Annotated in this window: 31 protein-coding genes; 27 read left to right on the plus strand and 4 right to left on the minus strand. The window is 69.3% G+C overall.

Annotated elements, in window-relative coordinates:
• Positions 1-140 precede the first annotated feature (140 nt).
• The 23 genes from rplP to truA all read left to right on the plus strand — a co-directional run bounded on the left by rplP (position 141) and on the right by truA (position 13,013).
• Positions 141-560 carry a 50S ribosomal protein L16 gene (gene rplP / locus MHW47_RS06830; RefSeq protein WP_018101222.1) on the plus strand — a complete coding sequence of 140 codons (420 nt, stop codon included), beginning with the start codon at positions 141-143 and terminating at the stop codon, positions 558-560.
• The gene (gene rpmC / locus MHW47_RS06835) at positions 560-784 is read left to right on the plus strand and encodes a 50S ribosomal protein L29 (protein ID WP_014047786.1); all 225 of its coding nucleotides are present in this window, start codon (positions 560-562) and stop codon (positions 782-784) included. Before rplP ends, rpmC begins: the two co-directional genes overlap by 1 nt.
• On the plus strand, positions 784-1,071 hold the full coding sequence (gene rpsQ / locus MHW47_RS06840) for a 30S ribosomal protein S17 (protein WP_239221736.1): 288 nt from the start codon (positions 784-786) through the stop codon (positions 1,069-1,071). The genes rpmC and rpsQ overlap by 1 nt, the downstream gene beginning before the upstream one ends.
• Positions 1,072-1,171: 100 nt before the next feature.
• Positions 1,172-1,540: a 50S ribosomal protein L14 gene (gene rplN, locus MHW47_RS06845; protein WP_003966950.1), complete on the plus strand. Its 369-nt coding sequence runs from the start codon at positions 1,172-1,174 to the stop codon at positions 1,538-1,540.
• A gap of 2 nt (positions 1,541-1,542) precedes the next feature.
• Complete coding sequence (gene rplX, locus MHW47_RS06850; RefSeq protein WP_073786786.1) at positions 1,543-1,866, plus strand: 50S ribosomal protein L24; 324 nt, start codon at positions 1,543-1,545, stop codon at positions 1,864-1,866.
• Positions 1,866-2,423, plus strand: a complete 558-nt coding sequence (rplE, locus tag MHW47_RS06855) for a 50S ribosomal protein L5 (RefSeq protein ID WP_018101220.1) — start codon at positions 1,866-1,868, stop codon at positions 2,421-2,423. Before rplX ends, rplE begins: the two co-directional genes overlap by 1 nt.
• Positions 2,424-2,425: 2 nt before the next feature.
• On the plus strand, positions 2,426-2,611 hold the full coding sequence (locus tag MHW47_RS06860) for a type Z 30S ribosomal protein S14 (protein WP_003948630.1): 186 nt from the start codon (positions 2,426-2,428) through the stop codon (positions 2,609-2,611).
• Positions 2,612-2,835: 224 nt separating this feature from the next.
• The gene (gene rpsH, locus MHW47_RS06865; RefSeq protein WP_143621227.1) at positions 2,836-3,234 is read left to right on the plus strand and encodes a 30S ribosomal protein S8; all 399 of its coding nucleotides are present in this window, start codon (positions 2,836-2,838) and stop codon (positions 3,232-3,234) included.
• A 21-nt stretch (positions 3,235-3,255) separates the two neighbouring features.
• Positions 3,256-3,795: a 50S ribosomal protein L6 gene (gene rplF, locus MHW47_RS06870; protein WP_143621230.1), complete on the plus strand. Its 540-nt coding sequence runs from the start codon at positions 3,256-3,258 to the stop codon at positions 3,793-3,795.
• A 2-nt stretch (positions 3,796-3,797) separates the two neighbouring features.
• Positions 3,798-4,181, plus strand: coding sequence for a 50S ribosomal protein L18 (gene rplR, locus MHW47_RS06875; protein WP_143621233.1), 384 nt, complete (start codon positions 3,798-3,800; stop codon positions 4,179-4,181).
• A gap of 46 nt (positions 4,182-4,227) precedes the next feature.
• A complete protein-coding gene (rpsE, locus tag MHW47_RS06880) occupies positions 4,228-4,833 on the plus strand; it encodes a 30S ribosomal protein S5 (RefSeq protein ID WP_239221737.1) in 606 nt (201 codons plus the stop codon).
• The gene (gene rpmD, locus MHW47_RS06885) at positions 4,833-5,015 is read left to right on the plus strand and encodes a 50S ribosomal protein L30 (RefSeq protein ID WP_003966943.1); all 183 of its coding nucleotides are present in this window, start codon (positions 4,833-4,835) and stop codon (positions 5,013-5,015) included. The genes rpsE and rpmD overlap by 1 nt, the downstream gene beginning before the upstream one ends.
• A 1-nt stretch (position 5,016) precedes the next feature.
• Positions 5,017-5,472 (plus strand): 50S ribosomal protein L15, encoded by a 456-nt coding sequence (rplO, locus tag MHW47_RS06890; protein ID WP_018101215.1) that lies wholly within the window; start codon positions 5,017-5,019, stop codon positions 5,470-5,472.
• A gap of 224 nt (positions 5,473-5,696) precedes the next feature.
• Positions 5,697-7,016, plus strand: coding sequence for a preprotein translocase subunit SecY (gene secY, locus MHW47_RS06895; RefSeq protein ID WP_239221738.1), 1,320 nt, complete (start codon positions 5,697-5,699; stop codon positions 7,014-7,016).
• Complete coding sequence (locus MHW47_RS06900) at positions 7,016-7,675, plus strand: adenylate kinase (protein ID WP_239221739.1); 660 nt, start codon at positions 7,016-7,018, stop codon at positions 7,673-7,675. Before secY ends, MHW47_RS06900 begins: the two co-directional genes overlap by 1 nt.
• Positions 7,676-7,798: 123 nt before the next feature.
• Positions 7,799-8,635 carry a type I methionyl aminopeptidase gene (gene map, locus MHW47_RS06905; RefSeq protein ID WP_239221740.1) on the plus strand — a complete coding sequence of 279 codons (837 nt, stop codon included), beginning with the start codon at positions 7,799-7,801 and terminating at the stop codon, positions 8,633-8,635.
• A gap of 177 nt (positions 8,636-8,812) precedes the next feature.
• The gene (gene infA, locus MHW47_RS06910; protein WP_003956442.1) at positions 8,813-9,034 is read left to right on the plus strand and encodes a translation initiation factor IF-1; all 222 of its coding nucleotides are present in this window, start codon (positions 8,813-8,815) and stop codon (positions 9,032-9,034) included.
• Between the two features lie 59 nt (positions 9,035-9,093).
• On the plus strand, positions 9,094-9,207 hold the full coding sequence (gene rpmJ / locus MHW47_RS06915; RefSeq protein ID WP_003956441.1) for a 50S ribosomal protein L36: 114 nt from the start codon (positions 9,094-9,096) through the stop codon (positions 9,205-9,207).
• Positions 9,208-9,401: 194 nt separating this feature from the next.
• The gene (gene rpsM, locus MHW47_RS06920) at positions 9,402-9,782 is read left to right on the plus strand and encodes a 30S ribosomal protein S13 (protein ID WP_018519286.1); all 381 of its coding nucleotides are present in this window, start codon (positions 9,402-9,404) and stop codon (positions 9,780-9,782) included.
• A gap of 105 nt (positions 9,783-9,887) precedes the next feature.
• Positions 9,888-10,292, plus strand: a complete 405-nt coding sequence (rpsK, locus tag MHW47_RS06925; RefSeq protein WP_003948617.1) for a 30S ribosomal protein S11 — start codon at positions 9,888-9,890, stop codon at positions 10,290-10,292.
• Positions 10,293-10,430: 138 nt separating this feature from the next.
• Positions 10,431-11,453, plus strand: coding sequence for a DNA-directed RNA polymerase subunit alpha (locus tag MHW47_RS06930; RefSeq protein ID WP_024755423.1), 1,023 nt, complete (start codon positions 10,431-10,433; stop codon positions 11,451-11,453).
• 134 nt (positions 11,454-11,587) lie between these two features.
• Positions 11,588-12,064 (plus strand): 50S ribosomal protein L17, encoded by a 477-nt coding sequence (gene rplQ, locus MHW47_RS06935; RefSeq protein ID WP_073964429.1) that lies wholly within the window; start codon positions 11,588-11,590, stop codon positions 12,062-12,064.
• 94 nt (positions 12,065-12,158) lie between these two features.
• On the plus strand, positions 12,159-13,013 hold the full coding sequence (gene truA / locus MHW47_RS06940; RefSeq protein ID WP_239221741.1) for a tRNA pseudouridine(38-40) synthase TruA: 855 nt from the start codon (positions 12,159-12,161) through the stop codon (positions 13,011-13,013).
• A 10-nt stretch (positions 13,014-13,023) separates the two neighbouring features.
• On the opposite strand, the gene MHW47_RS06945 is transcribed toward truA, so the two are convergent.
• Positions 13,024-13,890, minus strand: coding sequence for a hypothetical protein (locus tag MHW47_RS06945; RefSeq protein WP_239221742.1), 867 nt, complete (start codon positions 13,888-13,890; stop codon positions 13,024-13,026).
• A 58-nt stretch (positions 13,891-13,948) separates the two neighbouring features.
• Here MHW47_RS06945 and MHW47_RS06950 point away from each other — a divergent pair, with 58 nt between their 5' ends.
• The 4 genes from MHW47_RS06950 (at position 13,949) to glmM (ending at position 18,361) form a co-directional block, all read left to right on the plus strand.
• Positions 13,949-15,577: an ABC-F family ATP-binding cassette domain-containing protein gene (locus tag MHW47_RS06950; protein WP_239221757.1), complete on the plus strand. Its 1,629-nt coding sequence runs from the start codon at positions 13,949-13,951 to the stop codon at positions 15,575-15,577.
• A gap of 248 nt (positions 15,578-15,825) precedes the next feature.
• A complete protein-coding gene (rplM, locus tag MHW47_RS06955) occupies positions 15,826-16,269 on the plus strand; it encodes a 50S ribosomal protein L13 (RefSeq protein WP_018101206.1) in 444 nt (147 codons plus the stop codon).
• A gap of 44 nt (positions 16,270-16,313) precedes the next feature.
• Positions 16,314-16,838 (plus strand): 30S ribosomal protein S9, encoded by a 525-nt coding sequence (gene rpsI / locus MHW47_RS06960; protein WP_239221743.1) that lies wholly within the window; start codon positions 16,314-16,316, stop codon positions 16,836-16,838.
• 164 nt (positions 16,839-17,002) lie between these two features.
• Positions 17,003-18,361 (plus strand): phosphoglucosamine mutase, encoded by a 1,359-nt coding sequence (gene glmM / locus MHW47_RS06965; RefSeq protein WP_239221744.1) that lies wholly within the window; start codon positions 17,003-17,005, stop codon positions 18,359-18,361.
• Between the two features lie 82 nt (positions 18,362-18,443).
• Here the strand turns inward: glmM and MHW47_RS06970 are convergent, their stop codons facing one another.
• The 3 genes from MHW47_RS06970 to coaA all read right to left on the minus strand — a co-directional run bounded on the left by MHW47_RS06970 (position 18,444) and on the right by coaA (position 22,082).
• On the minus strand, positions 18,444-20,000 hold the full coding sequence (locus MHW47_RS06970) for a PH domain-containing protein (protein ID WP_239221745.1): 1,557 nt from the start codon (positions 19,998-20,000) through the stop codon (positions 18,444-18,446).
• Positions 20,001-20,080: 80 nt separating this feature from the next.
• The gene (locus MHW47_RS06975) at positions 20,081-21,055 is read right to left on the minus strand and encodes a DUF389 domain-containing protein (protein WP_239221746.1); all 975 of its coding nucleotides are present in this window, start codon (positions 21,053-21,055) and stop codon (positions 20,081-20,083) included.
• 31 nt (positions 21,056-21,086) lie between these two features.
• Positions 21,087-22,082, minus strand: a complete 996-nt coding sequence (gene coaA, locus MHW47_RS06980; protein WP_239221747.1) for a type I pantothenate kinase — start codon at positions 22,080-22,082, stop codon at positions 21,087-21,089.
• Positions 22,083-22,142: the final 60 nt, after the last annotated feature.

A 22,142-nucleotide genomic window follows, 5' to 3' on the forward strand; every position in this document is an offset into this window, starting at 1 on the left:
GGCCGCGGTGGCCGCGGTGGCGAGCGTGGCGGCCGCGGCCGCAAGCCGCAGCAGTCGGCTCCGGCCGCCGAGGCCCCCAAGGCCGAGGCGACCGCCGCTGCTCCGGCTGCTGAGAGCACCGGAACGGAGGCCTGACCGAAATGCTGATCCCCCGTAGGGTCAAGCACCGCAAGCAGCACCACCCGAAGCGCAGCGGTATGTCCAAGGGTGGCACGCAGGTTGCGTTCGGCGAGTACGGCATCCAGGCGCTGACCCCGGCCTACGTGACGAACCGTCAGATCGAGTCCGCTCGTATCGCCATGACGCGTCACATCAAGCGTGGCGGCAAGGTCTGGATCAACATCTACCCGGACCGTCCCCTGACGAAGAAGCCGGCCGAGACCCGCATGGGTTCCGGTAAGGGTTCGCCGGAGTGGTGGATCGCCAACGTCAAGCCCGGACGCGTCATGTTCGAGCTGTCGTACCCCAACGAGAAGATCGCCCGTGAGGCGCTGACCCGTGCGGCCCACAAGCTGCCGATGAAGTGCCGGATCGTCAAGCGCGAGGCAGGTGAAGCGTGATGTCGGCCGGTACCAAGGCGTCCGAGCTGCGCGAGCTGGGCAACGAGGAGCTCCTCAACAAGCTCCGCGAGGCCAAGGAAGAGCTGTTCAACCTCCGTTTCCAGGCGGCGACGGGCCAGCTCGAGAACCACGGTCGGCTCAAGTCCGTCCGTAAGGACATCGCCCGGATCTACACCCTGATGCGCGAGCGCGAGCTGGGCATCGAAACGGTGGAGAGCGTCTGATGAGCGAGAACACTGTGACTGAGAGCAAGACCGCCGAGCGCGGCTTCCGCAAGACCCGTGAGGGCCTCGTCGTCAGCGACAAGATGGACAAGACCGTCGTCGTCGCCGTCGAGGACCGCGTGAAGCACGCCCTGTACGGCAAGGTCATCCGCCGTACGAACAAGCTCAAGGCCCACGACGAGCAGAACTCCGCCGGTGTCGGCGACCGCGTCCTCCTCATGGAGACCCGGCCGCTGTCCGCCACCAAGCGGTGGCGCATCGTCGAGATCCTCGAGAAGGCCAAGTAATTCCTGAGGGGACTTTCCCTCAGGTCAGTTCCGCCAGGCTCGGCAGGGGTTCCCGTGACGGGGCCCCTGCCGGGAACCGGCAGACGATCAGGAGATAGACGTGATCCAGCAGGAGTCGCGACTGCGTGTCGCCGACAACACGGGTGCGAAGGAAATTCTCACCATCCGTGTTCTCGGTGGCTCGGGTCGCCGCTACGCGGGCATCGGTGACGTCATCGTCGCCACCGTCAAGGACGCGATCCCCGGTGGCAACGTGAAGAAGGGTGACGTCGTCAAGGCCGTCATCGTTCGCACCGTCAAGGAGCGTCGTCGCCAGGATGGCTCGTACATCCGCTTCGACGAGAACGCCGCCGTCATTCTGAAGAACGACGGCGACCCCCGCGGCACCCGTATCTTCGGCCCGGTGGGCCGTGAGCTGCGCGAGAAGAAGTTCATGAAGATCATCTCGCTCGCGCCGGAGGTGCTGTAAGCATGAAGATCAAGAAGGGTGACCTGGTCCAGGTCATCACCGGCAAGGACAAGGGCAAGCAGGGCAAGGTCATCGTGGCCTACCCCGCTCAGGACCGCGTCCTCGTCGAGGGTGTCAACCGGGTCAAGAAGCACACCAAGGCCGGCCAGACCGCTCGCGGTTCGCAGACCGGTGGCATTGTGACGACCGAGGCCCCGATCCACGTCAGCAACGTGCAGCTGGTTGTTGAGAAGGACGGCAAGAAGGTCGTTACTCGCGTCGGCTACCGCTTTGACGACGAGGGCAACAAGATCCGTGTTGCCAAGCGCACCGGTGAGGACATCTGATGACTACCACCACCGCGCCGCGTCTCAAGACGCGCTACCGCGAGGAAATCGCCGGCAAGCTGCGTGAGGAGTTCTCCTACGAGAACGTCATGCAGATCCCCGGTCTCGTCAAGATCGTGGTCAACATGGGTGTGGGCGACGCCGCCCGCGACTCCAAGCTGATCGACGGTGCCGTCAAGGACCTCACCACGATCACCGGTCAGAAGCCGGCCGTCACCAAGGCCCGCAAGTCGATCGCGCAGTTCAAGCTGCGCGAGGGGCAGCCGATCGGCTGCCACGTCACCCTCCGCGGTGACCGCATGTGGGAGTTCCTGGACCGTACGCTGTCGCTCGCGCTGCCGCGTATCCGTGACTTCCGCGGCCTGTCGCCGAAGCAGTTCGACGGCCGTGGCAACTACACCTTCGGTCTCACGGAGCAGGTCATGTTCCACGAGATCGACCAGGACAAGATCGACCGGGTCCGGGGCATGGACATCACCGTGGTCACCACGGCGACCAACGACGACGAGGGTCGTGCCCTCCTTCGTCACCTCGGCTTCCCGTTCAAGGAGAACTGACCGTGGCGAAGAAGGCTCTGATCGCTAAGGCCGCCCGTAAGCCGAAGTTCGGCGTCCGCGGGTACACCCGCTGCCAGCGCTGCGGCCGGCCCCACTCCGTCTACCGCAAGTTCGGCCTGTGCCGCGTGTGCCTTCGTGAGATGGCTCACCGTGGCGAGCTGCCGGGCGTGACCAAGAGCTCCTGGTAATTCTCCTTCGCCCTTTGGGCGTTGGGAATCACCGGAGACTCTCGGTAAGCAGCTGGACGGCAGGAGCCCGGCCCCGCATGCCGTAGGCTTGCAGGGTTGGGCGCCTGCCGCCCATGACCGACTTACTACGCCGTAGGTCCCCGCACCGCACCCGTCCCGCCTCTGAGCGGGGAGAGGGATGGCGCATACAGGAAACCCCGGCGAGAGAGGCCGAAGGCCAACTCATGACCATGACTGATCCCATCGCAGACATGCTCACGCGTCTGCGCAACGCGAACTCGGCGTATCACGACGACGTCACGATGCCGCACAGCAAGATCAAGTCGCACATCGCGGAGATCCTCCAGCAGGAGGGCTTCATCACCGGCTGGAAGGTCGAGGACGCCGAGGTCGGCAAGAACCTCGTCCTCCAGCTCAAGTTCGGCCCGAACCGCGAGCGCTCGATCGCCGGCATCAAGCGCATCTCGAAGCCGGGTCTGCGTGTCTACGCAAAGTCCACCAACCTGCCGAAGGTCCTCGGCGGCCTGGGCGTGGCGATCATCTCCACGTCCCACGGTCTCCTGACCGGCCAGCAGGCTCAGAAGAAGGGCGTAGGTGGGGAAGTCCTCGCCTACGTCTGGTAGTCGGGAACGGAGGAACAGCTCATGTCGCGAATCGGCAAGCTCCCCATCCAGGTTCCCGCCGGTGTGGACGTCACCATCGATGGCCGTACGGTCAACGTGAAGGGCCCCAAGGGCACCCTCACGCACACCGTCGCGGCGCCCATCGAGGTCACCAAGGGTGAGGACGGCGTCCTGAACGTCGTCCGCCCGAACGACGAGCGTCAGAACAAGGCCCTGCACGGCCTGTCCCGCACGCTGGTGGCGAACATGATCACCGGTGTGACCCAGGGATACATCAAGGCGCTCGAGATCAGCGGTGTCGGTTACCGCGTCCAGGCGAAGGGCTCCAACCTGGAGTTCGCCCTGGGCTACAGCCACCCGATCCTGATCGAGGCCCCGGAGGGCATCACCTTCAAGGTGGAGACCCCCACGAAGTTCACCGTCGAGGGCATCGACAAGCAGAAGGTCGGCGAGACCGCGGCCAAGATCCGCAAGCTGCGGAAGCCTGACCCGTACAAGGCCAAGGGCGTCAAGTACGCCGGCGAGGTCATCCGCCGCAAGGTCGGAAAGGCTGGTAAGTAGCCATGGCATACGGCGTGAAGATCGCCAAGGGCGACGCGTACAAGCGCGCGGCTCGCAAGCGGCGCCACATCCGCGTCCGCAAGCACATCTCCGGTTCGCCGGAGCGTCCGCGCCTGGTCGTGACCCGTTCCAACCGTCACATGGTGGCCCAGGTCATCGACGACATCGCGGGCCACACGCTCGCGTCGGCGTCGACCCTGGACGCTTCCATCCGTGGCGGCGAGGGCGACAAGAGCAGCCAGGCCAAGCAGGTCGGCGCCCTGGTCGCGGAGCGTGCCAAGGCCGCAGGCGTCGAGGCCGTCGTGTTTGACCGCGGTGGTAACCAGTACGCCGGGCGGATTGCCGCTCTGGCTGACGCCGCCCGTGAAGCCGGGCTGAAGTTCTAGCCCCGGTTCCTACGCACAGCGGACGTAACAGAGAGAGGTAAATCCAATGGCTGGACCCCAGCGCCGCGGAAGCGGTGCCGGTGGCGGCGAGCGGCGGGACCGGAAGGGCCGTGACGGCGGCGCTGCCGCCGCCGAGAAGACCGCGTACGTCGAGCGCGTCGTCGCGATCAACCGAGTCGCCAAGGTTGTGAAGGGTGGTCGTCGCTTCAGCTTCACCGCGCTGGTCGTGGTGGGCGACGGTGACGGCACCGTAGGTGTCGGTTACGGCAAGGCCAAGGAAGTTCCCGCGGCCATCGCCAAGGGCGTGGAAGAGGCCAAGAAGAACTTCTTCAAGGTCCCGCGCATCCAGGGCACCATCCCTCACCCGATCCAGGGTGAGAAGGCCGCGGGCGTCGTCCTGCTCAAGCCGGCTTCCCCCGGTACCGGTGTGATCGCCGGTGGCCCGGTGCGTGCCGTCCTCGAGTGCGCCGGCGTCCACGACATCCTGTCGAAGTCGCTCGGGTCCTCGAACCCGATCAACATCGTGCACGCGACCGTGGAGGCCCTTCGTGGCCTGCAGCGTCCCGAGGAGATCGCGGCCCGCCGCGGTCTGCCCCTCGAGGACGTCGCCCCCGCGGCCCTGCTTCGTGCGCGTGCGGGAGCGGGTGCGTAATGGCTCGCCTCAAGATCACGCAGACGAAGTCGTACATCGGCAGCAAGCAGAACCACCGCGACACCCTGCGTTCGCTCGGGCTCAAGCGCCTGAACGACTCGGTTGTCAAGGAGGACCGTCCCGAGTTCCGCGGCATGGTGCACACCGTCCGCCACCTCGTGACGGTTGAGGAGGTCGACTGACATGGCGGAGAACAAGCCGCTGAAGGCCCATGACCTCCGGCCCGCCCCGGGCGCCAAGACCGCCAAGACCCGTGTGGGTCGTGGTGAGGCGTCCAAGGGTAAGACCGCCGGTCGTGGCACCAAGGGCACCAAGGCCCGTTACCAGGTTCCGCAGCGCTTCGAGGGTGGGCAGATGCCCCTCCACATGCGTCTGCCGAAGCTCAAGGGCTTCAAGAACCCGTTCCGCACGGAGTACCAGGTCGTGAACCTGGACAAGCTCGCGACGCTCTACCCCGAGGGTGGAGAGGTCACGGTGGCCGACCTGGTCGCCAAGGGCGCCGTGCGCAACAACCACCTCGTCAAGGTCCTCGGACAGGGCGAGATCTCCGTGGCGCTGCAGGTTTCGGTTGACGCCGTCTCCGGCTCCGCCAAGGAGAAGATCACCGCCGCCGGCGGTACCGTCACCGAGCTCGTCTGAGACAACTCGGACACATCGGTGTACTGAACATCCGACCGGGGATGCCCTCTCAAATGGGGCATCCCCGGTTGGTCGTTCCTAGGGGGGCAGGTACGCCGGTAAGGTGGCGTCCGTTGCTGTGGTAACCCCTGGGCGCCCGCCGCCCGGGGACTTTGATTGTTACGTATCCGTCGATCCTCAAGACCGTCACCTCTACGCTCTGCGCGGGGGTCGCAGGAGGCACCGTGCTCACCGGCTTCGCCCGGGCGTTCAAGACGCCCGACCTGCGCAAGAAGCTGCTCTTCACACTCGGCATCGTCGTGCTCTACCGGCTCGGGGCCCACATCCCCGTACCGGGCGTGAGTTACGAGAACGTCCAGACCTGTGTCGATCAGGCAAGCAAGGGCAACAACAGCCTCTTCGGCCTCGTGAACATGTTCAGCGGTGGTGCGCTGCTGCAGATCACGATCTTCGCGCTCGGCATCATGCCCTACATCACGGCCAGCATCATTCTCCAGCTGCTGACCGTGGTCATCCCCCGACTCGAGGCGCTCAAGAAGGAGGGGCAGACCGGCCAGGCCAAGATCACGCAGTACACGCGTTATCTGACGGTCGCGCTCGCCATCCTCCAGGGCACCGGCCTGGTCGCCACCGCCCGCAGCGGCGCGCTGTTCAGCGGCTGCCCGGTCGCCGACCAGATCGTCCCGAACGACTCGCTCTTCACGACCATCGTCATGGTCATCACCATGACCGCGGGCACCGCCGTCGTGATGTGGCTCGGTGAGGTCATCACCGACCGCGGCATCGGCAACGGCATGTCGATCCTGATGTTCATCTCGATCGCCGCCACCTTCCCGTCCGCCCTGTGGGCCATCAAGACGAGCGGCAAGCTCGCGGACGGCTGGATCGAGTTCGCCACGGTCATCCTCGTCGGCTTCGTGATGGTCGCCCTCGTGGTCTTCGTCGAGCAGGCCCAGCGCCGTGTCCCCGTGCAGTACGCGAAGCGCATGATCGGGCGCCGCTCGTACGGCGGTACCTCCACGTACATCCCGCTCAAGGTGAACCAGGCGGGTGTGATCCCCGTCATCTTCGCCTCGTCGCTGCTCTACATCCCGGCGCTCATCGTCCAGTTCTCGAACTCCACGTCGGGCTGGGCCATCTGGATCCAGGACCACCTGGTCAAGGGCAATCACCCGTACTACATCACCCTGTACTTCCTCCTGATCGTCTTCTTCGCGTTCTTCTACGTGGCGATTTCCTTCAACCCCGAGGAAGTGGCCGACAACATGAAGAAGTATGGTGGCTTCATTCCGGGTATCCGGGCTGGTCGACCTACTGCCGAGTACCTGAGCTACGTGCTCAACAGGATCACTTGGCCGGGCTCGCTGTACCTGGGGCTGATCGCTCTTGTGCCGACGATGGCGTTGGCCGGATTCAACGGCGCGGACCAGAACTTCCCGTTCGGCGGGACGAGCATCCTCATCATCGTGGGTGTGGGTCTGGAGACCGTGAAGCAGATTGAGAGTCAGCTCCAGCAGCGCAATTACGAAGGGTTCCTCCGCTGATGCGAATCGTCCTCGTCGGCCCGCCGGGTGCCGGCAAGGGAACGCAGGCCGCGTACCTTGCCAAGAACCTGTCGATTCCGCACATCTCCACGGGCGACCTCTTCCGCGCCAACATCAGCCAGGGCACCGACCTTGGCAAGCAGGCCCGCGCCTACATGGACGCCGGGCAGCTGGTGCCGGACGAGGTGACGATCGGGATGGCCAAGGACCGCATGTCCCAGCCGGACGCGGTCAACGGCTTCCTGCTCGACGGCTTCCCGCGCAACGTGGGACAGGCCGAGGCCCTGGACGTGATGCTCAAGGACGAGGGCGTGAAGCTGGACGCCGTGCTCGACCTGGAGGTCCCCGAGGACGAGGTCGTGAAGCGGATCGCGGGTCGCCGCATCTGCCGCAACGACAGCGCGCACGTGTTCCACGCCACGTACAACCCGCCGAAGACCGAGGGCGTCTGCGACGCCTGCGGCGGCGAGCTGTACCAGCGTGAGGACGACAGCGAGGAGACGGTGCGCACCCGGCTGGAGGTCTACCACACGCAGACCGAGCCGATCATCGACTACTACCGGTCCCAGGACCTGGTGGTCACCATCTCCGCGCTCGGCAAGGTCACCGACGTGACCGACCGGGCCATGGAGGCGCTCAAGAAGTCCGCGGAGGACTGAGACCGCCCCTCCCCGCAGTACGAGTCGGCCGCGGCGTCCTCGGACGCCGCGGCCGACTGCGTGCCGCCGCGTATCGTGGAACATCCGTCCCCCGTCACCGCCCTACCGGAAAGGCGCCGCAGCATGGTGCAGATCAAGACCCCCGAGCAGATCGCCAAGATGCGCGAGGCGGGGCTGGTGGTCGCTGCCATCCACGCGGCGACCCGCGAGGCCGCGGTGCCCGGCGCCACCACCCGCGATCTGGACCAGGTCGCCCGCAAGGTGATCGCCGACCACGGGGCGAAGTCGAACTTCCTGGGGTACGGCGGGTTCCCCGCGACCATCTGCACCTCGGTGAACGAGGTCGTCGTCCACGGCATCCCGGACGACAAGACGGTCCTCAAGGACGGCGACATCATCTCCATCGACGCCGGCGCCATCGTCGACGGCTGGCACGGGGACGCCGCGTACACGGCCTTCGTCGGCACCGGACACGCCCCGGAGCTGGTCGAGCTGTCCCGGGTGACCGAGGAGTCCATGTGGGCCGGGATCGCCGCGATGAAGGTCAACAACCGGCTGGTGGACATCTCGAAGGCGATCGAGTCCTACATTCGCCGCCAGCCCCGCCCCGCCACCGGCAAGTACGGGATCATCGAGGACTACGGCGGGCACGGCATCGGCACCGAGATGCACATGGACCCGCACCTGCTGAACTACGTCTCCCGCAAGCGCGGCAAGGGCATCAAGCTGGTGCCCGGCGTCTGCCTGGCGATCGAGCCCATGGTGTCCCTCGGCACGGCCCGCACGGAGGTGCTGGAGGACGAGTGGACGGTCATCACGACGGACGGCACCTGGTCCTCGCACTGGGAGCACTCGATCGCGCTGACGGAGGAGGGCCCGCTGGTCCTCACCGCCCCGGACTGCGGCCGCGAGAGGCTCGCGCAGTACGGGGTCCAGGCGGCGCCGGACCCCCTCGGCTGAGCGGCCGCACGATCCGTTCCGGCCGGGATGTCTAAGGATCTCCTCCGCTGGGCAAACTTGACGGATTCGCCTTTGGCAGTCCGCTGACGTAGACTGACTCGTCGGCTCTCGTGCATCCGTGTGTCCGCATGCGGCGGAGCGAGAGACGATCAAGGTAGCCGATTCGAAAGGCGAAGCGTGGCCAAGAAGCAAGGTGCCATCGAAATTGAGGGCACCGTGATCGAGTCCCTCCCGAACGCCATGTTCAAGGTGGAGCTCCAGAACGGTCACAAGGTCCTCGCGCACATCAGCGGCAAGATGCGTATGCACTACATCCGCATCCTCCCGGATGACCGGGTCGTCGTGGAGCTGTCTCCGTACGACCTGACGCGTGGCCGGATCGTCTACCGCTACAAGTAGATCTTGCCGCCGCCCGCCTCCGTGCGGCGTCGGCACTGACCCGGAGAACCTGACATCCCATGAAGGTCAAGCCGAGCGTCAAGAAGATCTGCGACAAGTGCAAGGTGATCCGCCGTCACGGCCGGGTCATGGTCATCTGCGACAACCTGCGCCACAAGCAGCGCCAGGGCTGACGCACGACCCCCTGCATCTCGCAGTTCTTCGCGCGACGCACGTAATACGTACATACGCAGAGCCCGTCCAAGCCACGGCTGACGGCACCTCCGGCGGGGGCCGGGGACCCGGACGTACCACCTCTCCCAGCGAGGGGTCGGCGGTCGGGAGTGGTTCTGCGGAAGACCCCCGACTTAACAACTGGAGCCATTGAATGGCACGCGTTTCAGGTGTTGACATCCCGCGCGAAAAGCGCGTGGAGGTTGCCCTCACCTACGTCTTCGGCATCGGGCGCACCCGGTCCAAGGAGATCCTCGCCACCACCGGCGTGAACCCGAACACCCGCGTTCGCGACCTGGCCGAAGAGGACCTGGTCAAGATCCGCGAGTACGTGGACGCCAACCTCCGCACCGAGGGTGACCTCCGCCGCGAGATCCAGGCCGACATCCGCCGCAAGGTCGAGATCGGCTGCTACCAGGGTCTGCGTCACCGCCGTGGCCTCCCGGTCCACGGTCAGCGCACCAGCACCAACGCCCGTACCCGCAAGGGTCCGCGTCGCGCGATCGCCGGCAAGAAGAAGCCGGGCAAGAAGTAGTCCTCAGCGGACGCACTGCGAGCGACCGGAACTCCGGGCCTCAGCAGCAACCAGCGGTCTTCGCTGTAGGACCGATCACCTCCCCTCTCCATCTGGAGTCAAGACATGCCCCCCAAGGGTCGTCAGGGCGCAGCCAAGAAGGTGCGCCGCAAGGAAAAGAAGAACGTTGCTCACGGCCACGCGCACATCAAGAGCACGTTCAACAACACGATCGTCTCGATCACGGACCCCACGGGCAACGTGATCTCCTGGGCCTCCGCCGGCCACGTCGGCTTCAAGGGCTCGCGCAAGTCCACCCCCTTCGCCGCGCAGATGGCCGCCGAGTCGGCCGCCCGCCGCGCGCAGGAGCACGGCATGCGCAAGGTCGACGTCTTCGTGAAGGGTCCGGGCTCCGGCCGCGAGACCGCGATCCGCTCCCTCCAGGCCACCGGCCTCGAGGTCGGCTCGATCCAGGACGTCACCCCGACGCCGCACAACGGCTGCCGTCCGCCGAAGCGTCGCCGCGTCTGATCCGTCACGGCCGGTGACGGCCGTACGGCAGGAGCGTGGGTACGGGCGGTATGCCCCCTGCGGGGGTGTACCGCCCGTATCCTTGTTTCATCTGTCGGGTGTCAAATAGTGGGCGCCCACGACTGAAGGATTCACATCATGCTGATCGCTCAGCGCCCGTCGCTGACCGAAGAGGTCGTCGACGAGTTCCGTTCGCGGTTCGTCATCGAGCCGCTGGAGCCCGGCTTCGGCTACACGCTCGGCAACTCCCTGCGCCGCACGCTCCTCTCCTCGATCCCGGGTGCCGCCGTCACGAGCATCCGCATCGACGGTGTCCTGCACGAGTTCACCACCGTGCCGGGCGTCAAGGAGGACGTCACCGACCTCATCCTCAACATCAAGCAGCTGGTCGTCTCCTCGGAGCACGACGAGCCGGTCGTGATGTACCTGCGCAAGCAGGGCCCCGGCCTGGTCACCGCCGCGGACATCGCCCCGCCGGCCGGTGTCGAGGTGCACAACCCGGACCTCGTCCTCGCCACGCTGAACGGCAAGGGCAAGCTGGAGATGGAGCTGACCGTCGAGCGCGGTCGCGGCTACGTCTCCGCCGTCCAGAACAAGCAGGCGGGCCAGGAGATCGGCCGCATCCCGGTCGACTCCATCTACTCGCCGGTGCTCAAGGTCACGTACAAGGTCGAGGCGACCCGTGTCGAGCAGCGCACCGACTTCGACAAGCTGATCGTCGACGTCGAGACCAAGCAGGCCATGCGTCCGCGCGACGCCATGGCGTCGGCCGGCAAGACCCTGGTCGAGCTGTTCGGTCTGGCCCGCGAGCTCAACATCGACGCCGAGGGCATCGACATGGGCCCGTCGCCGACGGACGCCGCGCTCGCGGCGGACCTGGCGCTGCCGATCGAGGAGCTGGAGCTCACGGTCCGCTCGTACAACTGCCTCAAGCGCGAGGGCATCCACTCGGTGGGCGAGCTGGTGGCCCGCTCCGAGGCGGACCTGCTCGACATCCGCAACTTCGGTGCGAAGTCGATCGACGAGGTCAAGGCGAAGCTGGCCGGTATGGGCCTGGCGCTCAAGGACTCGCCTCCCGGCTTCGACCCGACCGCCGCCGCCGACGCCTTCGGCGCCGACGACGACGCGGACGCCGGTTTCGTGGAGACCGAGCAGTACTGAGTCGCCCTCCGGCCGGGGCGCCCTTCCGGGGGCCCCGGTCCGGCGACAGCACACACACTTCCGCGCGGCGGCCGCCGCGCGGGAACTGACACCGGTACCTGATACGGCCGGTGCAGCACACAAGGAGAAAACCCATGCCGAAGCCCGCCAAGGGTGCCCGTCTGGGCGGCAGCGCCGCGCACGAGAAGCTTCTTCTCAACAACCTCGCGAAGTCGCTGTTCGAGCACGGCCGCATCACCACGACCGAGGCCAAGGCGCGCCGCCTGCGTCCGGTCGCGGAGCGCTTCATCACCAAGGCGAAGAAGGGCGACATCCACAACCGTCGCCTGGTGCTGCAGTCGATCACGGACAAGGGCGTCGTCCACACGCTCTTCACCGAGATCGCCCCGCGGTACGAGAACCGCCCCGGTGGTTACACCCGCATCACCAAGATCGGCAACCGTCGTGGCGACAACGCCCCGATGGCCGTCATCGAGCTGGTCGAGGCGCTGACCGTGGCGCAGCAGGCCACCGGTGAGGCCGAGGCCGCCACCAAGCGTGCGGTCAAGGAAGACGCGGCCAAGAAGGACGAGACCCCGGTCGAGTCCGTCGAGGACGCGAAGGACGCCTGAGCGTTCCGGAACCACTGAACGGGTCCGCACCACCCTCCGGGGCGGTGCGGACCCGTTCGGCTTGTGCGGTACGCCGAGAGAGAGGGATGCGCTGGTGAGCGACGAGGTGGAGCCCGGGTTCGTCCGGGTGCGGCTGGACCTGGCCTACGACGGCAAGGACTTCTCCGGCTGGGCGAAGCAGACCGCCCGGCGCACGGTCCAGGGCGAGATCGAGGACGCGCTGCGGACCGTGACCCGCTCCCCGCGCACCTACGACCTGACGGTGGCGGGCCGCACCGACGCCGGAGTGCACGCCCGCGGCCAGGTCGCCCATGTGGACCTGCCGGCCGAGGTGTGGGCCGAGCACGAGGAGAAGCTGCTGCGCCGGCTCGCCGGACGGATGGCGCCCGACGTCCGCGTCTGGCGGATCGCCGCGGCCCCGGCCGGGTTCAACGCCCGGTTCTCCGCCCTGTGGCGCCGGTACGCCTACCGCGTCTGCGACCGGCCCGGCGGGGTGGACCCGCTGCTGCGCGGCCACGTCCTGTGGCACGACCGCCCGCTCGACGTGGGCGCGATGAACGCCGCCGCCGCCCGGATGACCGGGGAGCACGACTTCGCCGCGTACTGCAAGAAGCGCGAGGGCGCGACGACCATCCGGACGCTCCAGCGGCTGCACTGGGTGCGCGACGGGGCGAGCGGGATCATCACGGGCACCGTGCAGGCGGACGCCTTCTGCCACAACATGGTGCGCGCCCTCGTCGGGGCGATGCTCTTCGTGGGCGACGGCCGCCGCCCCGACCCCTGGCCGGCCGAGGTGCTGGCGGCCGGGGTGCGCGACCCCGGCGTCCACGTGGTGCGCCCGCACGGGCTGACCCTGGAGGAGGTCGCGTACCCGGAGGACGGGCTGCTGGCCGCGCGGGCGGTGGAGGCCCGCAACGTGCGCAGCCTGCCGGGGGCCGGCTGCTGCTGAGCGCGGCCCCCTACGTGGTGGTGAGGTTCGCGGCGGCCGACGCCTGGACCTCGCCCCGGTGGCGGATCTGCCGGAACGTGTGGTCCGTGAGGTCGTCGCCGGTGCGGTACACGTCCTGGTCGGCCTTGGTGACGTCGCGGCCGTCCGTGAAGCCGCCGACCGTGAAGTACGCGTACCGGCCGTACGCATTCGCGGTGCGGCGGCAGATCACGCCGTCGCGGCAGAACACCGGGACGCCGGACCCGCTGAGCGAGGCCAGCCCGCCGCTCGCCTGCCGGGCGGTCCGCTTGGCCTGCGCCTCGGTGTCGAAGACCGCGATGCCCACGGTGACCGCCACCCCGTCCTTGCTGTACGTGGCCCGCAGGACCTGGTCGCAGCCGTTGGTCCGGAGGATCGAGCCGAGCGCGCCCTGCGTGGTGGCGGCGCAGTCCTCGGTGCGGTGGGTGGCGCCCCGGGTGTACGTGCGGCCGTTGGAGGTCAGCTTCGGGCCGGGGAAGAACGCCTGGACGTTGATCGGCAGCCGGTCCTTCGTCGCGTCGGAGACGTAGTCCCGGGGGTCCGGCGGGGGCGGCGGTGCCACGGAGGAGAAGGACGGCTCGGGCGCGGGGATCTCGCTGGGCAGGTCGCTCGCGGTCGGCAGTTCGCTCGCGTGCTTCCCGGCGGTGGCGTCGGAGTCGTTGCCGTTGGCCGCGACGACCGCCAGCGCCACGGCCGCGGCGACGGCCGCGGTGGCCACCGCGCCCCCGCCGATCAGCAGCCACTTGCGCCGCCTGGCCCGGGCCGCGGACGCGTCGGCCAGCGCCTCCCAGTCGGGAGTCCCGCCGTTCCCCGGCCCGCCCGGCCCCCAAGGAGAGGGCCCCCCATCCCCAAAGCTCATGCCGCGCATTTTAGACGCCCCGTAATCCGGTTGGGCCAACCCCGTGGTGCCCGTGACAATGCTGTGCATGGGACATCTCGAAGCGGGCCACCTTGAGTACTACCTTCCGGACGGGCGGGTGCTGCTCGGCGACGCCTCGTTCCGGGTGGCCGACGGGGCCGTCGTCGCGCTGGTGGGCGCGAACGGCGCCGGCAAGACCACGCTCCTGCGGCTGCTCGCCGGGGAGCTCCAGCCGCACGGCGGCTCCGTCTCGGTGAGCGGCGGGCTCGGCGTGATGCGGCAGTTCGTCGGCTCGGTGCGCGACGAGCGCACGGTCCGCGACCTGCTGGTCTCCGTCGCCCAGCCCCGCATCCGGGAGGCCGCGCTCGCCGTGGACCGCGCCGAGGAGCGCATCCTCACCGTGGACGACGAGGCCGCGCAGATGGCGTACGCGCAGGCGCTGAGCGACTGGGCGGAGGCGCGCGGCTACGAGGCCGAGACCCTGTGGGACATGTGCACCATGGCCGCCCTCGGCGTCCCGTACGAGAAGGCGCAGTGGCGGGAGGTGCGCACGCTCTCCGGCGGCGAGCAGAAGCGGCTCGTGCTGGAGGCGCTGCTGCGCGGGCCCGACGAGGTGCTGCTGCTCGACGAGCCGGACAACTACCTGGACGTCCCCGGCAAGCGGTGGCTGGAGGAGCGGCTCAAGGAGACCCGCAAGACGGTCCTGTTCGTCTCCCACGACCGGGAGCTGCTCTCCCGCGCCGCGCAGAAGATCGTCAGCGTGGAGCCCGGCCCGGCCGGCAGCGACGTCTGGGTGCACGGCGGCGGCTTCGACACCTACCACCAGGCCCGCAAGGAGCGGTTCGCCCGCTTCGAGGAGCTGCTGCGCCGCTGGGAGGAGGAGCACAAGCGGCTCAAGGCCCTCGTGCACCGGCTGCGCCAGCAGGCCGCGATCAGCCCCGACATGGCCAGCCGCTACCACGCGATGCAGACCCGGTTCCGCAAGTTCGAGGAGGCGGGCCCGCCGCCGGAGCCGCCGCGCGAGCAGGACATCCGGATGCGGCTGCGCGGCGGCCGGACCGGGGTGCGGGCGGTGACCTGCGCCGGGCTGGAACTGACCGGCCTGATGAAGCCGTTCGACCTGGAGGTCTTCTACGGGGAACGGGTCGCCGTCCTCGGCTCCAACGGGTCCGGCAAGTCCCACTTCCTGCGGCTGCTCGCGGGCGAGCCCGTCGCGCACACGGGGGAGTGGAAGCTCGGCGCGCGGGTGGTCCCCGGCCACTTCGCGCAGACCCACGCGCACCCGGAGCTGCTGGGCCGCACGCTGGTGGACATCCTGTGGACCGAGCACGCCAAGGACCGGGGCGGGGCGATGTCCGTGCTGCGCCGCTACGAGCTGGAGCGGCAGGGGGACCAGGCGTTCGAGAAGCTGTCGGGCGGCCAGCAGGCCCGGTTCCAGATCCTGCTCCTGGAGCTGTCCGGCACGACCGCGCTGCTCCTCGACGAGCCGACGGACAACCTGGACCTGGAGTCGGCGGAGGCGCTGCAGGACGGTCTGGAGGCGTACGAGGGCACGGTGCTCGCGGTGACGCACGACCGCTGGTTCGCGAAGAGCTTCGACCGCTACCTGGTCTTCGGCTCGGACGGCGTCGTCCGGGAGACCTCGGAGCCGGTGTGGGACGAGCGGCGGGTCGAGCGGGCGCGGTGAGGGGGCGCCGGTGAGGGGGGCGCGGGGGCGCGTTTTGACCCGTCCGGGGCGATGCGGGTAGGGTCGAGGACTGTTATGCGTATGGGCAGTGTCGTTTGGATGCGAGAAGCCCGTACGTAAGTTCTCTGGAGCAGTTACCAGTGGCTCGCATACGGGCATCGTCCCGGCATTGTGCGCCCCAGCTGCATGATCGCTTCAGAGGTGTCGTGTGTCTGGACCCCATCCACTGAAGAAGCGAAGGCTACGAAGTGCGTACGTACAGCCCCAAGCCCGGCGATGTGACCCGCCAGTGGCACATCATTGACGCGCAGGACGTCGTCCTGGGCCGTCTCGCCACCACGGCTGCGAACCTCCTCCGAGGCAAGCACAAGGCGATCTACGCCCCCCACATGGACATGGGCGACTTCGTCATCATCATCAACGCCGACAAGGTTCACCTGTCCGGCAACAAGCGCACCCAGAAGATGGCCTACCGCCACTCCGGCTTCCCGGGCGGTCTGCGCTCGGTGCGTTACGACGACCTCCTGGCGAACAACCCGGAGAAGGCCGTCGAGAAGGCCATCAAGGGCATGATCCCCAAGAACTCCCTGGGCCGTCAGATGATCTCGAAGCTGAAGGTCTACGCGGGCGACCAGCACCCGCACGCTGCGCAGCAGCCGGTCCCGTACGAGATCACCCAGGTCGCGCAGTAGTTCCGGCCTCCCCCCAAGACATAAAGAAAGATCTGAGGAGAATCGTGGCCGAGACCACTGTTGACACCGTCGAGGGCACCGACGGCGAGGAGACCTACGCCGAGGTGACCACCTTCGAGTCGGAGGTCCCCGTCGAGGGTGAGTACACCTCCGAGTCGCTCGCGGGCCGCTTCGGCGACCCGCAGCCCGCCGCCGGCCTGGGCCGCCGCAAGAACGCCATCGCCCGTGTCCGGATCGTCCCCGGCACCGGCAAGTGGAAGATCAACGGTCGCACCCTGGAGAGCTACTTCCCCAACAAGGTGCACCAGCAGGAAGTCAACGAGCCCTTCAAGGTGCTCGAGCTGGACGGCCGTTACGACGTCATCGCCCGTATCGCGGGTGGCGGCGTCTCGGGTCAGGCCGGTGCCCTGCGCCTCGGTGTCGCCCGCGCGCTGAACGAGGCGGACGTGGACAACAACCGTCCGACCCTGAAGAAGGCCGGCTTCCTCTCCCGCGACGACCGTGCGGTCGAGCGCAAGAAGGCCGGTCTCAAGAAGGCCCGCAAGGCCCCGCAGTACAGCAAGCGCTAAACCGCCTGCTCACCCGCGTTACAGGAACGCCCCGGCGGCACACCCCGTGCTGCCGGGGCGTTCGTTTATCGACATCCTCGGGCATATAACGACATAAGGCGTTCATAGGCTTGTTGGTTGCTTGATCTGATTTTTGCGTTTCGGAGCACTTTCGGAGGACACCAGTGGGACGACTCTTCGGCACGGACGGCGTGCGTGGCGTCGCCAATGCGGACCTGACGGCCGAGCTCGCGCTCGGCCTTTCGGTGGCGGCGGCGCACGTACTGGCCGAGGCGGGCACTTTCGAGGGCCATCGGCCCACGGCCGTGGTGGGCCGTGACCCGCGCGCGTCCGGAGAGTTCCTGGAGGCGGCCGTCGTGGCCGGCCTCGCGAGCGCGGGCGTGGACGTCCTGCGCGTCGGCGTGCTGCCGACCCCGGCGGTGGCCTACCTGACCGGCTCGCTGGGCGCGGACCTCGGGGTCATGCTCTCCGCCAGCCACAACGCCATGCCGGACAACGGTGTCAAGTTCTTCGCCCGCGGCGGCCACAAGCTCGCCGACGAGCTGGAGGACCGCATCGAGGCGGTGTACGAGCAGCACCGCACCGGCGCGCCCTGGTCCCGGCCCACCGGCGCCGGCGTCGGCCGCGTCACCGACTACGTGGAGGGCTTCGACCGGTACGTCGCCCACCTCATCGCCGTCCTGCCGAACCGGCTCGACGGCCTCAAGGTCGTCCTGGACGAGGCGCACGGCGCCGCCGCCCGCGTCTCGCCCGAGGCGTTCGCCCGCGCCGGGGCCGAGGTCATCACGATCGGCGCCGCCCCCGACGGGCTGAACATCAACGACGGCTGCGGCTCCACCCATCTGGAGATGCTCCGCGCCGCCGTCGTCGAGCACGGCGCGGACCTCGGCATCGCGCACGACGGCGACGCCGACCGCTGCCTGGCCGTGGACGCCTCGGGCCGCGAGGTCGACGGCGACCAGATCCTCGCCGTGCTGGCCCTCGCCATGCGCGAGGCCGGACAGCTGCGCCGGGACACCGTCGTCGCCACCGTGATGTCGAACCTCGGGTTCAAGCTCGCCATGGAGCGCGAGGGCATCCAGCTCGTCCAGACCGCCGTCGGCGACCGCTACGTCCTGGAGTCGATGAAGGCCGAGGGCTACGCGCTGGGCGGCGAGCAGTCCGGCCACGTCATCGTCCTGGACCACGCCACGACCGGCGACGGCACCCTGACCGGCCTGATGCTGGCCGCCCGGGTCGCCGCGACGGGCCGCCCGCTCGCGGAGCTGGCCGACGTCATGGAGCGGCTGCCGCAGGTCCTCATCAACGTCCCGGACGTGGACAAGTCCCGCGTGCACACCTCGCAGGAGGTGGGCGCCGCCGTCGCGCAGGCCGAGCGCGAACTGGGCGCCACCGGCCGCGTCCTGCTGCGCCCCTCGGGCACGGAGCCGCTGGTGCGGGTCATGGTCGAGGCCGCGGACATCGAGCAGGCCGGCGCGGTGGCCGGCCGCCTGGCGGACGTGGTGAAGTCGGCGCTGGGCTGAGCGCCACCCCGGGCGGCGCCGGGCTGAGGCTGAGCGCCACCCCCGTCCCTGGGCCTCCGCCCGGTCCGGCGCCCCGGTCGTCCTACGGCCGGGGCGCCGCCGTGTCCCCGGGCGTGCGGTCCCCTTCGGCGCGCTCCCGCTCCAGCGCGTCCAGGATGCGGGCCAGGTCGCCGGGGGAGGCGGCCAGCCGGACCGGCTCCCCGGCGTCGTCGAGCTCGGCGATGTGCCAGTCGCGGGGGACAGTGTCCCCGTCGCCGCCCCGGGCCCGCCGGACGTCCACCACGGTGAGGCGTTCGGCCGGGATGCGCCGGGCGGCGAAGCGGCCGGGACCGGGGTGCGGGGTCACGGCGGGCGGACCGCCGCCGATGACGACGTGGGTGCCGTACAGGTGCGGGTTGTACGCGGTGTGCTCCAGGAAGCGGGCGGGCAGGAAGTGGTCGCGCCCGTCCGGGGGGACGGCGGCGGGGGCCTGTCCGGGGGCCCGGACCCGGGTGGCGCGCCAGGCCAGGACGAGCGCGGCCCCGGTGACCGCCGTCCCCGCCGCCGCCCAGGACACGGTGCCGGGCGAGCCCAGCGGGTCCATGGGGTGCAGCGCGCACAGCGGCAGCAGCCAGGCGGCCGTCGCGACGAACGCGCCCGCGAACGGCAGGGACGAGGGCAGCAGCTCGTCGTCCCGCAGCCGGCGCGCCCGCCTGCGGATCAGCAGCCGCGACCCCGCGTACCCGGCGCCGAGCGCGCAGACGGCGGAGAAGACGGCGATCTCGCCGGGGCCGGTGAGGTGGTCGCGCCACACGTGCCGCTCGCCGGTCACCGTACGCGGCCGGCCGCGCCAGAACACCAGCTCGACCTTTTCGCCCGCGCGGAACGAGGCGGCGTCGTGCGACGAGACCGAGAGCCGGTGCAGGGGCCGGTCCCCGGTGAAGTACAGCCAGCTGTTGCCCCGGCCCTCGTTGACGTACGTCCGCTCGATCACCCCGGAGAGCGTCGTCAGGCACGCGCGGCGTTCGGCGGCCGGGGTGGCGTCGGTGCAGGGCACGGCCGCCCGCCAGGCGCGCTGCTGCGACGCGGCGTCCGCCACGTACGAGGCGGCGACGGCCGAGGCGACGAGCAGCACCGCACACAGAATCCAGGCGACGACGGGCCGGCGCCCCGCCGCGCGGGGCGTGATGACGGGCGCCTCCCCGTCCGACGCGGGGGTGCCGTGACGGCGGTGCAGGGCACGCAGCGACGCCAGCTCCGCGTCGAACCTCGCAAGGTCCTCGCCGCTCATCGGCAGCGGCAGCCGGAAGGACCGCCCGTCGTCCAGCAGCACGCTGACGCGGTGGATGTCGTGGTTGCGGCCGTTCTGGATGTCCCGGCGCAGATCGGCGACGCGGGACCACGGCACCGTGCGGCGGCGCAGCAGGGTCCGGGAGCGCAGCCCGTACGCGTCCGCGGTGAGCCGGGCCGTGGCCAGGTACAGGAAGATCGGCCCCATCAGCGCGATCACCGCGCACAGCCAGAACGCGACACCGAGGATGTCCGGCCGCTGCCACACGAGCAGCGCGGCCACGACCGCCGCGACCGCGCAGACCCCCGTACCCCACCACGACACGTTCCGCGCGGGAACGCGGCAGATCACTTCCCCTGGTTCGGCCATGCCCGCATCGTGTCAGCGGTCCGGCGTCCGGTGCTTGTGCGGGTTTCGGCAGTCCGGACGGCCCCGATCCTGCCGGTCCGTCACCGCGAGCCGCCGCCCTTCGCCGCCTCGGGAGGCTCCTGGGCACGCTGACGGCGCTGGGCCGCGCGCCACAGCACCTTCTGCGCGAGCAGCGTCAGCGTGCCGGCGAGGACGATGCCGCCGAGGTTCTCCGCGAGCTGGCGCGCCGAGCCGGACATCTGGGCGTAGTCGCTGTAGCTGAACGCCACCGCCGCGTTGGCGGCGGCCGGCACGGTCGTCACGGAGATCGCGACGCCGATCAGCGCACCCGACTTCGCCGAGGTGAGCGAGAGCGTGCCCGCGATGCCCGCCAGGAACGCCACGACGAACGACAGCCAGTCCGGCTGCCAGACGAACGAGGTGTTGGGCCGGTCCGCCTTGATCATGGCCGCGTCGAACAGCCCGAGCAGGTCCATCAGCCAGGAGAAGCCCGCGGTCAGCGCCATGGCCGCCGCGAACCCGCCGACCAGCGCCGACAGCGAGCGCCACACCAGGTGCGGGGCGCGCTGCACCAGGGCCGTGGAGATGCCGGCCAGCGGCCCGAACTCGGGGCCGACCGCCATCGCGCCGACGATCAGGATCGCGTTGTCGAGCATCACACCGCAGGCCGCGAGCATCGTGGCGACGGCGAGGAACGCCAGGTAGGTGATGCTGAACGTGGACTCCTCGTGGGTCGCCTCGGACAGCTCCTCCCACAGCACCGCGTCCGCGCCCTCGCCGGGCGCCTCCTCCTCGGCCCGCTCGGCACAGGCGGAGAGCGTGAGGTCCAGGGCGTTCACCGTGATCGCGCCGAACCGGTCGACGCCGAGCCGCCGCAGCGCCCCGATCAGCTCGTCGCCCGCCTCGCGCGCCACGTCGCACAGCACCACGTCGCCGGACGGCTCGCGGGCGACGCCGGGCAGCACGGCGAGATGGGCGGTGCCGGGCGTCCCGTCCAGCAGGCGCATCACCTCGTCCGTCCGGTCGGCGGGCACGATCAGGCGCAGATGCAGCACGGAACACCCTTCCAGGAGCCGGACCCAGGGGTCAGAGCTTGCGCAGCGACAGCCGCTGGACCTTGTGGTCGGGCCCCTTGCGCAGCACCAGCGTGGCACGTCCGCGGGTCGGCGCCACGTTCTCCACGAGATTCGGCCGGTTGATGGTCCGCCACATGGTGGCCGCGTACTCCATCGCCTCCGCCTCGGAGACCTGGGTGTACTTCCGGAAGTACGAGGACGGGTCCTGGAACGCCGTCGCGCGCAGCTTGCGGAAGCGGTTGAGGTACCAGGACTCGATGTCCTCCGTCCGGGCGTCCACGTACACGCTGAAGTCGAAGTAGTCGGCGAGCCCGACCCTGGTGCGGCCGTCCTTGCCGGGGAGGGCGGGCTGCAGGACGTTGAGCCCCTCGACGATCAGGATGTCCGGCCGCCGCACGGTGAGCCGCTCGCCGGGCACGATGTCGTAGATCAGGTGCGAGTAGACGGGGGCGGTCACCTCGTCCTTGCCGGCCTTGATGTCGGCGACGAAACGGGTGAGGGCGCGGCGGTCGTACGACTCCGGGAACCCCTTGCGCGACATCAGGCCGCGCGCCCGGAGCTCCTTCATCGGCAGCAGGAACCCGTCGGTGGTCACCAGCTCCACCCGGGGGTGCTCCGGCCAGCGCGCCAGCAGCGCCTGGAGGATGCGCGCGGTGGTGGACTTGCCCACGGCGACGCTGCCCGCGACCCCTATGACGAACGGCGTCCCGCGCTGCGCGCCCTGCCCGTTCCCGGCGTCCCCGAGGAAGGTGTTGAGCGCCCCGCGCAGCCCGGAGGTGGCCTGCACGTACAGGTTCAGCAACCGGGACAGCGGCAGGTAGACGTCCCGCACCTCGTCGAGGTCGATGACGTCCCCGAGCCCGCGCAGCCGCTCGACCTCCTCGGCGCTCAACGGCAGCGGCGTCCGCTCGCGCAGCGCGCTCCACTCCGCCCGCGAGAGATCCACGTACGGCGTCGCCGCATGCTCGGCGCGTCGGCTCGTACCCCGTGTCGGCGAAGTGATCACGCCTACATTGTCGCGGGCGACGCCGGTACGCGGAGGGTGGGCTCGGTCACGTGGGGGACG

The organism is Streptomyces sp. OfavH-34-F (assembly GCF_022347745.1).
Classification (GTDB): domain Bacteria; phylum Actinomycetota; class Actinomycetes; order Streptomycetales; family Streptomycetaceae; genus Streptomyces.

Excerpts from the sequence above, each read along its gene's own strand:
- MHW47_RS06945 (WP_239221742.1), bottom strand. The coding sequence starts at position 13,890 with ATGAGCTTTGGGGATGGGGGGCCCTCTCCTTGGGGGCCGGGCGGGCCG.
- rplF (WP_143621230.1), top strand. The coding sequence starts at position 3,256 with ATGTCGCGAATCGGCAAGCTCCCCATCCAGGTTCCCGCCGGTGTGGAC.
- rplQ (WP_073964429.1), top strand. The coding sequence starts at position 11,588 with ATGCCGAAGCCCGCCAAGGGTGCCCGTCTGGGCGGCAGCGCCGCGCAC.
- rpsH (WP_143621227.1), top strand. The coding sequence starts at position 2,836 with ATGACCATGACTGATCCCATCGCAGACATGCTCACGCGTCTGCGCAAC.
- rpmC (WP_014047786.1), top strand. The coding sequence starts at position 560 with ATGTCGGCCGGTACCAAGGCGTCCGAGCTGCGCGAGCTGGGCAACGAG.
- rpsM (WP_018519286.1), top strand. The coding sequence starts at position 9,402 with ATGGCACGCGTTTCAGGTGTTGACATCCCGCGCGAAAAGCGCGTGGAG.
- rplX (WP_073786786.1), top strand. The coding sequence starts at position 1,543 with ATGAAGATCAAGAAGGGTGACCTGGTCCAGGTCATCACCGGCAAGGAC.
- rpsQ (WP_239221736.1), top strand. The coding sequence starts at position 784 with ATGAGCGAGAACACTGTGACTGAGAGCAAGACCGCCGAGCGCGGCTTC.
- MHW47_RS06970 (WP_239221745.1), bottom strand. The coding sequence starts at position 20,000 with ATGGCCGAACCAGGGGAAGTGATCTGCCGCGTTCCCGCGCGGAACGTG.
- rplE (WP_018101220.1), top strand. The coding sequence starts at position 1,866 with ATGACTACCACCACCGCGCCGCGTCTCAAGACGCGCTACCGCGAGGAA.
- rplP (WP_018101222.1), top strand. The coding sequence starts at position 141 with ATGCTGATCCCCCGTAGGGTCAAGCACCGCAAGCAGCACCACCCGAAG.
- rplR (WP_143621233.1), top strand. The coding sequence starts at position 3,798 with ATGGCATACGGCGTGAAGATCGCCAAGGGCGACGCGTACAAGCGCGCG.
- rpsK (WP_003948617.1), top strand. The coding sequence starts at position 9,888 with ATGCCCCCCAAGGGTCGTCAGGGCGCAGCCAAGAAGGTGCGCCGCAAG.
- rpmJ (WP_003956441.1), top strand. The coding sequence starts at position 9,094 with ATGAAGGTCAAGCCGAGCGTCAAGAAGATCTGCGACAAGTGCAAGGTG.
- rpsE (WP_239221737.1), top strand. The coding sequence starts at position 4,228 with ATGGCTGGACCCCAGCGCCGCGGAAGCGGTGCCGGTGGCGGCGAGCGG.
- MHW47_RS06900 (WP_239221739.1), top strand. The coding sequence starts at position 7,016 with ATGCGAATCGTCCTCGTCGGCCCGCCGGGTGCCGGCAAGGGAACGCAG.
- MHW47_RS06930 (WP_024755423.1), top strand. The coding sequence starts at position 10,431 with ATGCTGATCGCTCAGCGCCCGTCGCTGACCGAAGAGGTCGTCGACGAG.
- map (WP_239221740.1), top strand. The coding sequence starts at position 7,799 with ATGGTGCAGATCAAGACCCCCGAGCAGATCGCCAAGATGCGCGAGGCG.
- rpmD (WP_003966943.1), top strand. The coding sequence starts at position 4,833 with ATGGCTCGCCTCAAGATCACGCAGACGAAGTCGTACATCGGCAGCAAG.
- rplO (WP_018101215.1), top strand. The coding sequence starts at position 5,017 with ATGGCGGAGAACAAGCCGCTGAAGGCCCATGACCTCCGGCCCGCCCCG.
- MHW47_RS06950 (WP_239221757.1), top strand. The coding sequence starts at position 13,949 with ATGCTGTGCATGGGACATCTCGAAGCGGGCCACCTTGAGTACTACCTT.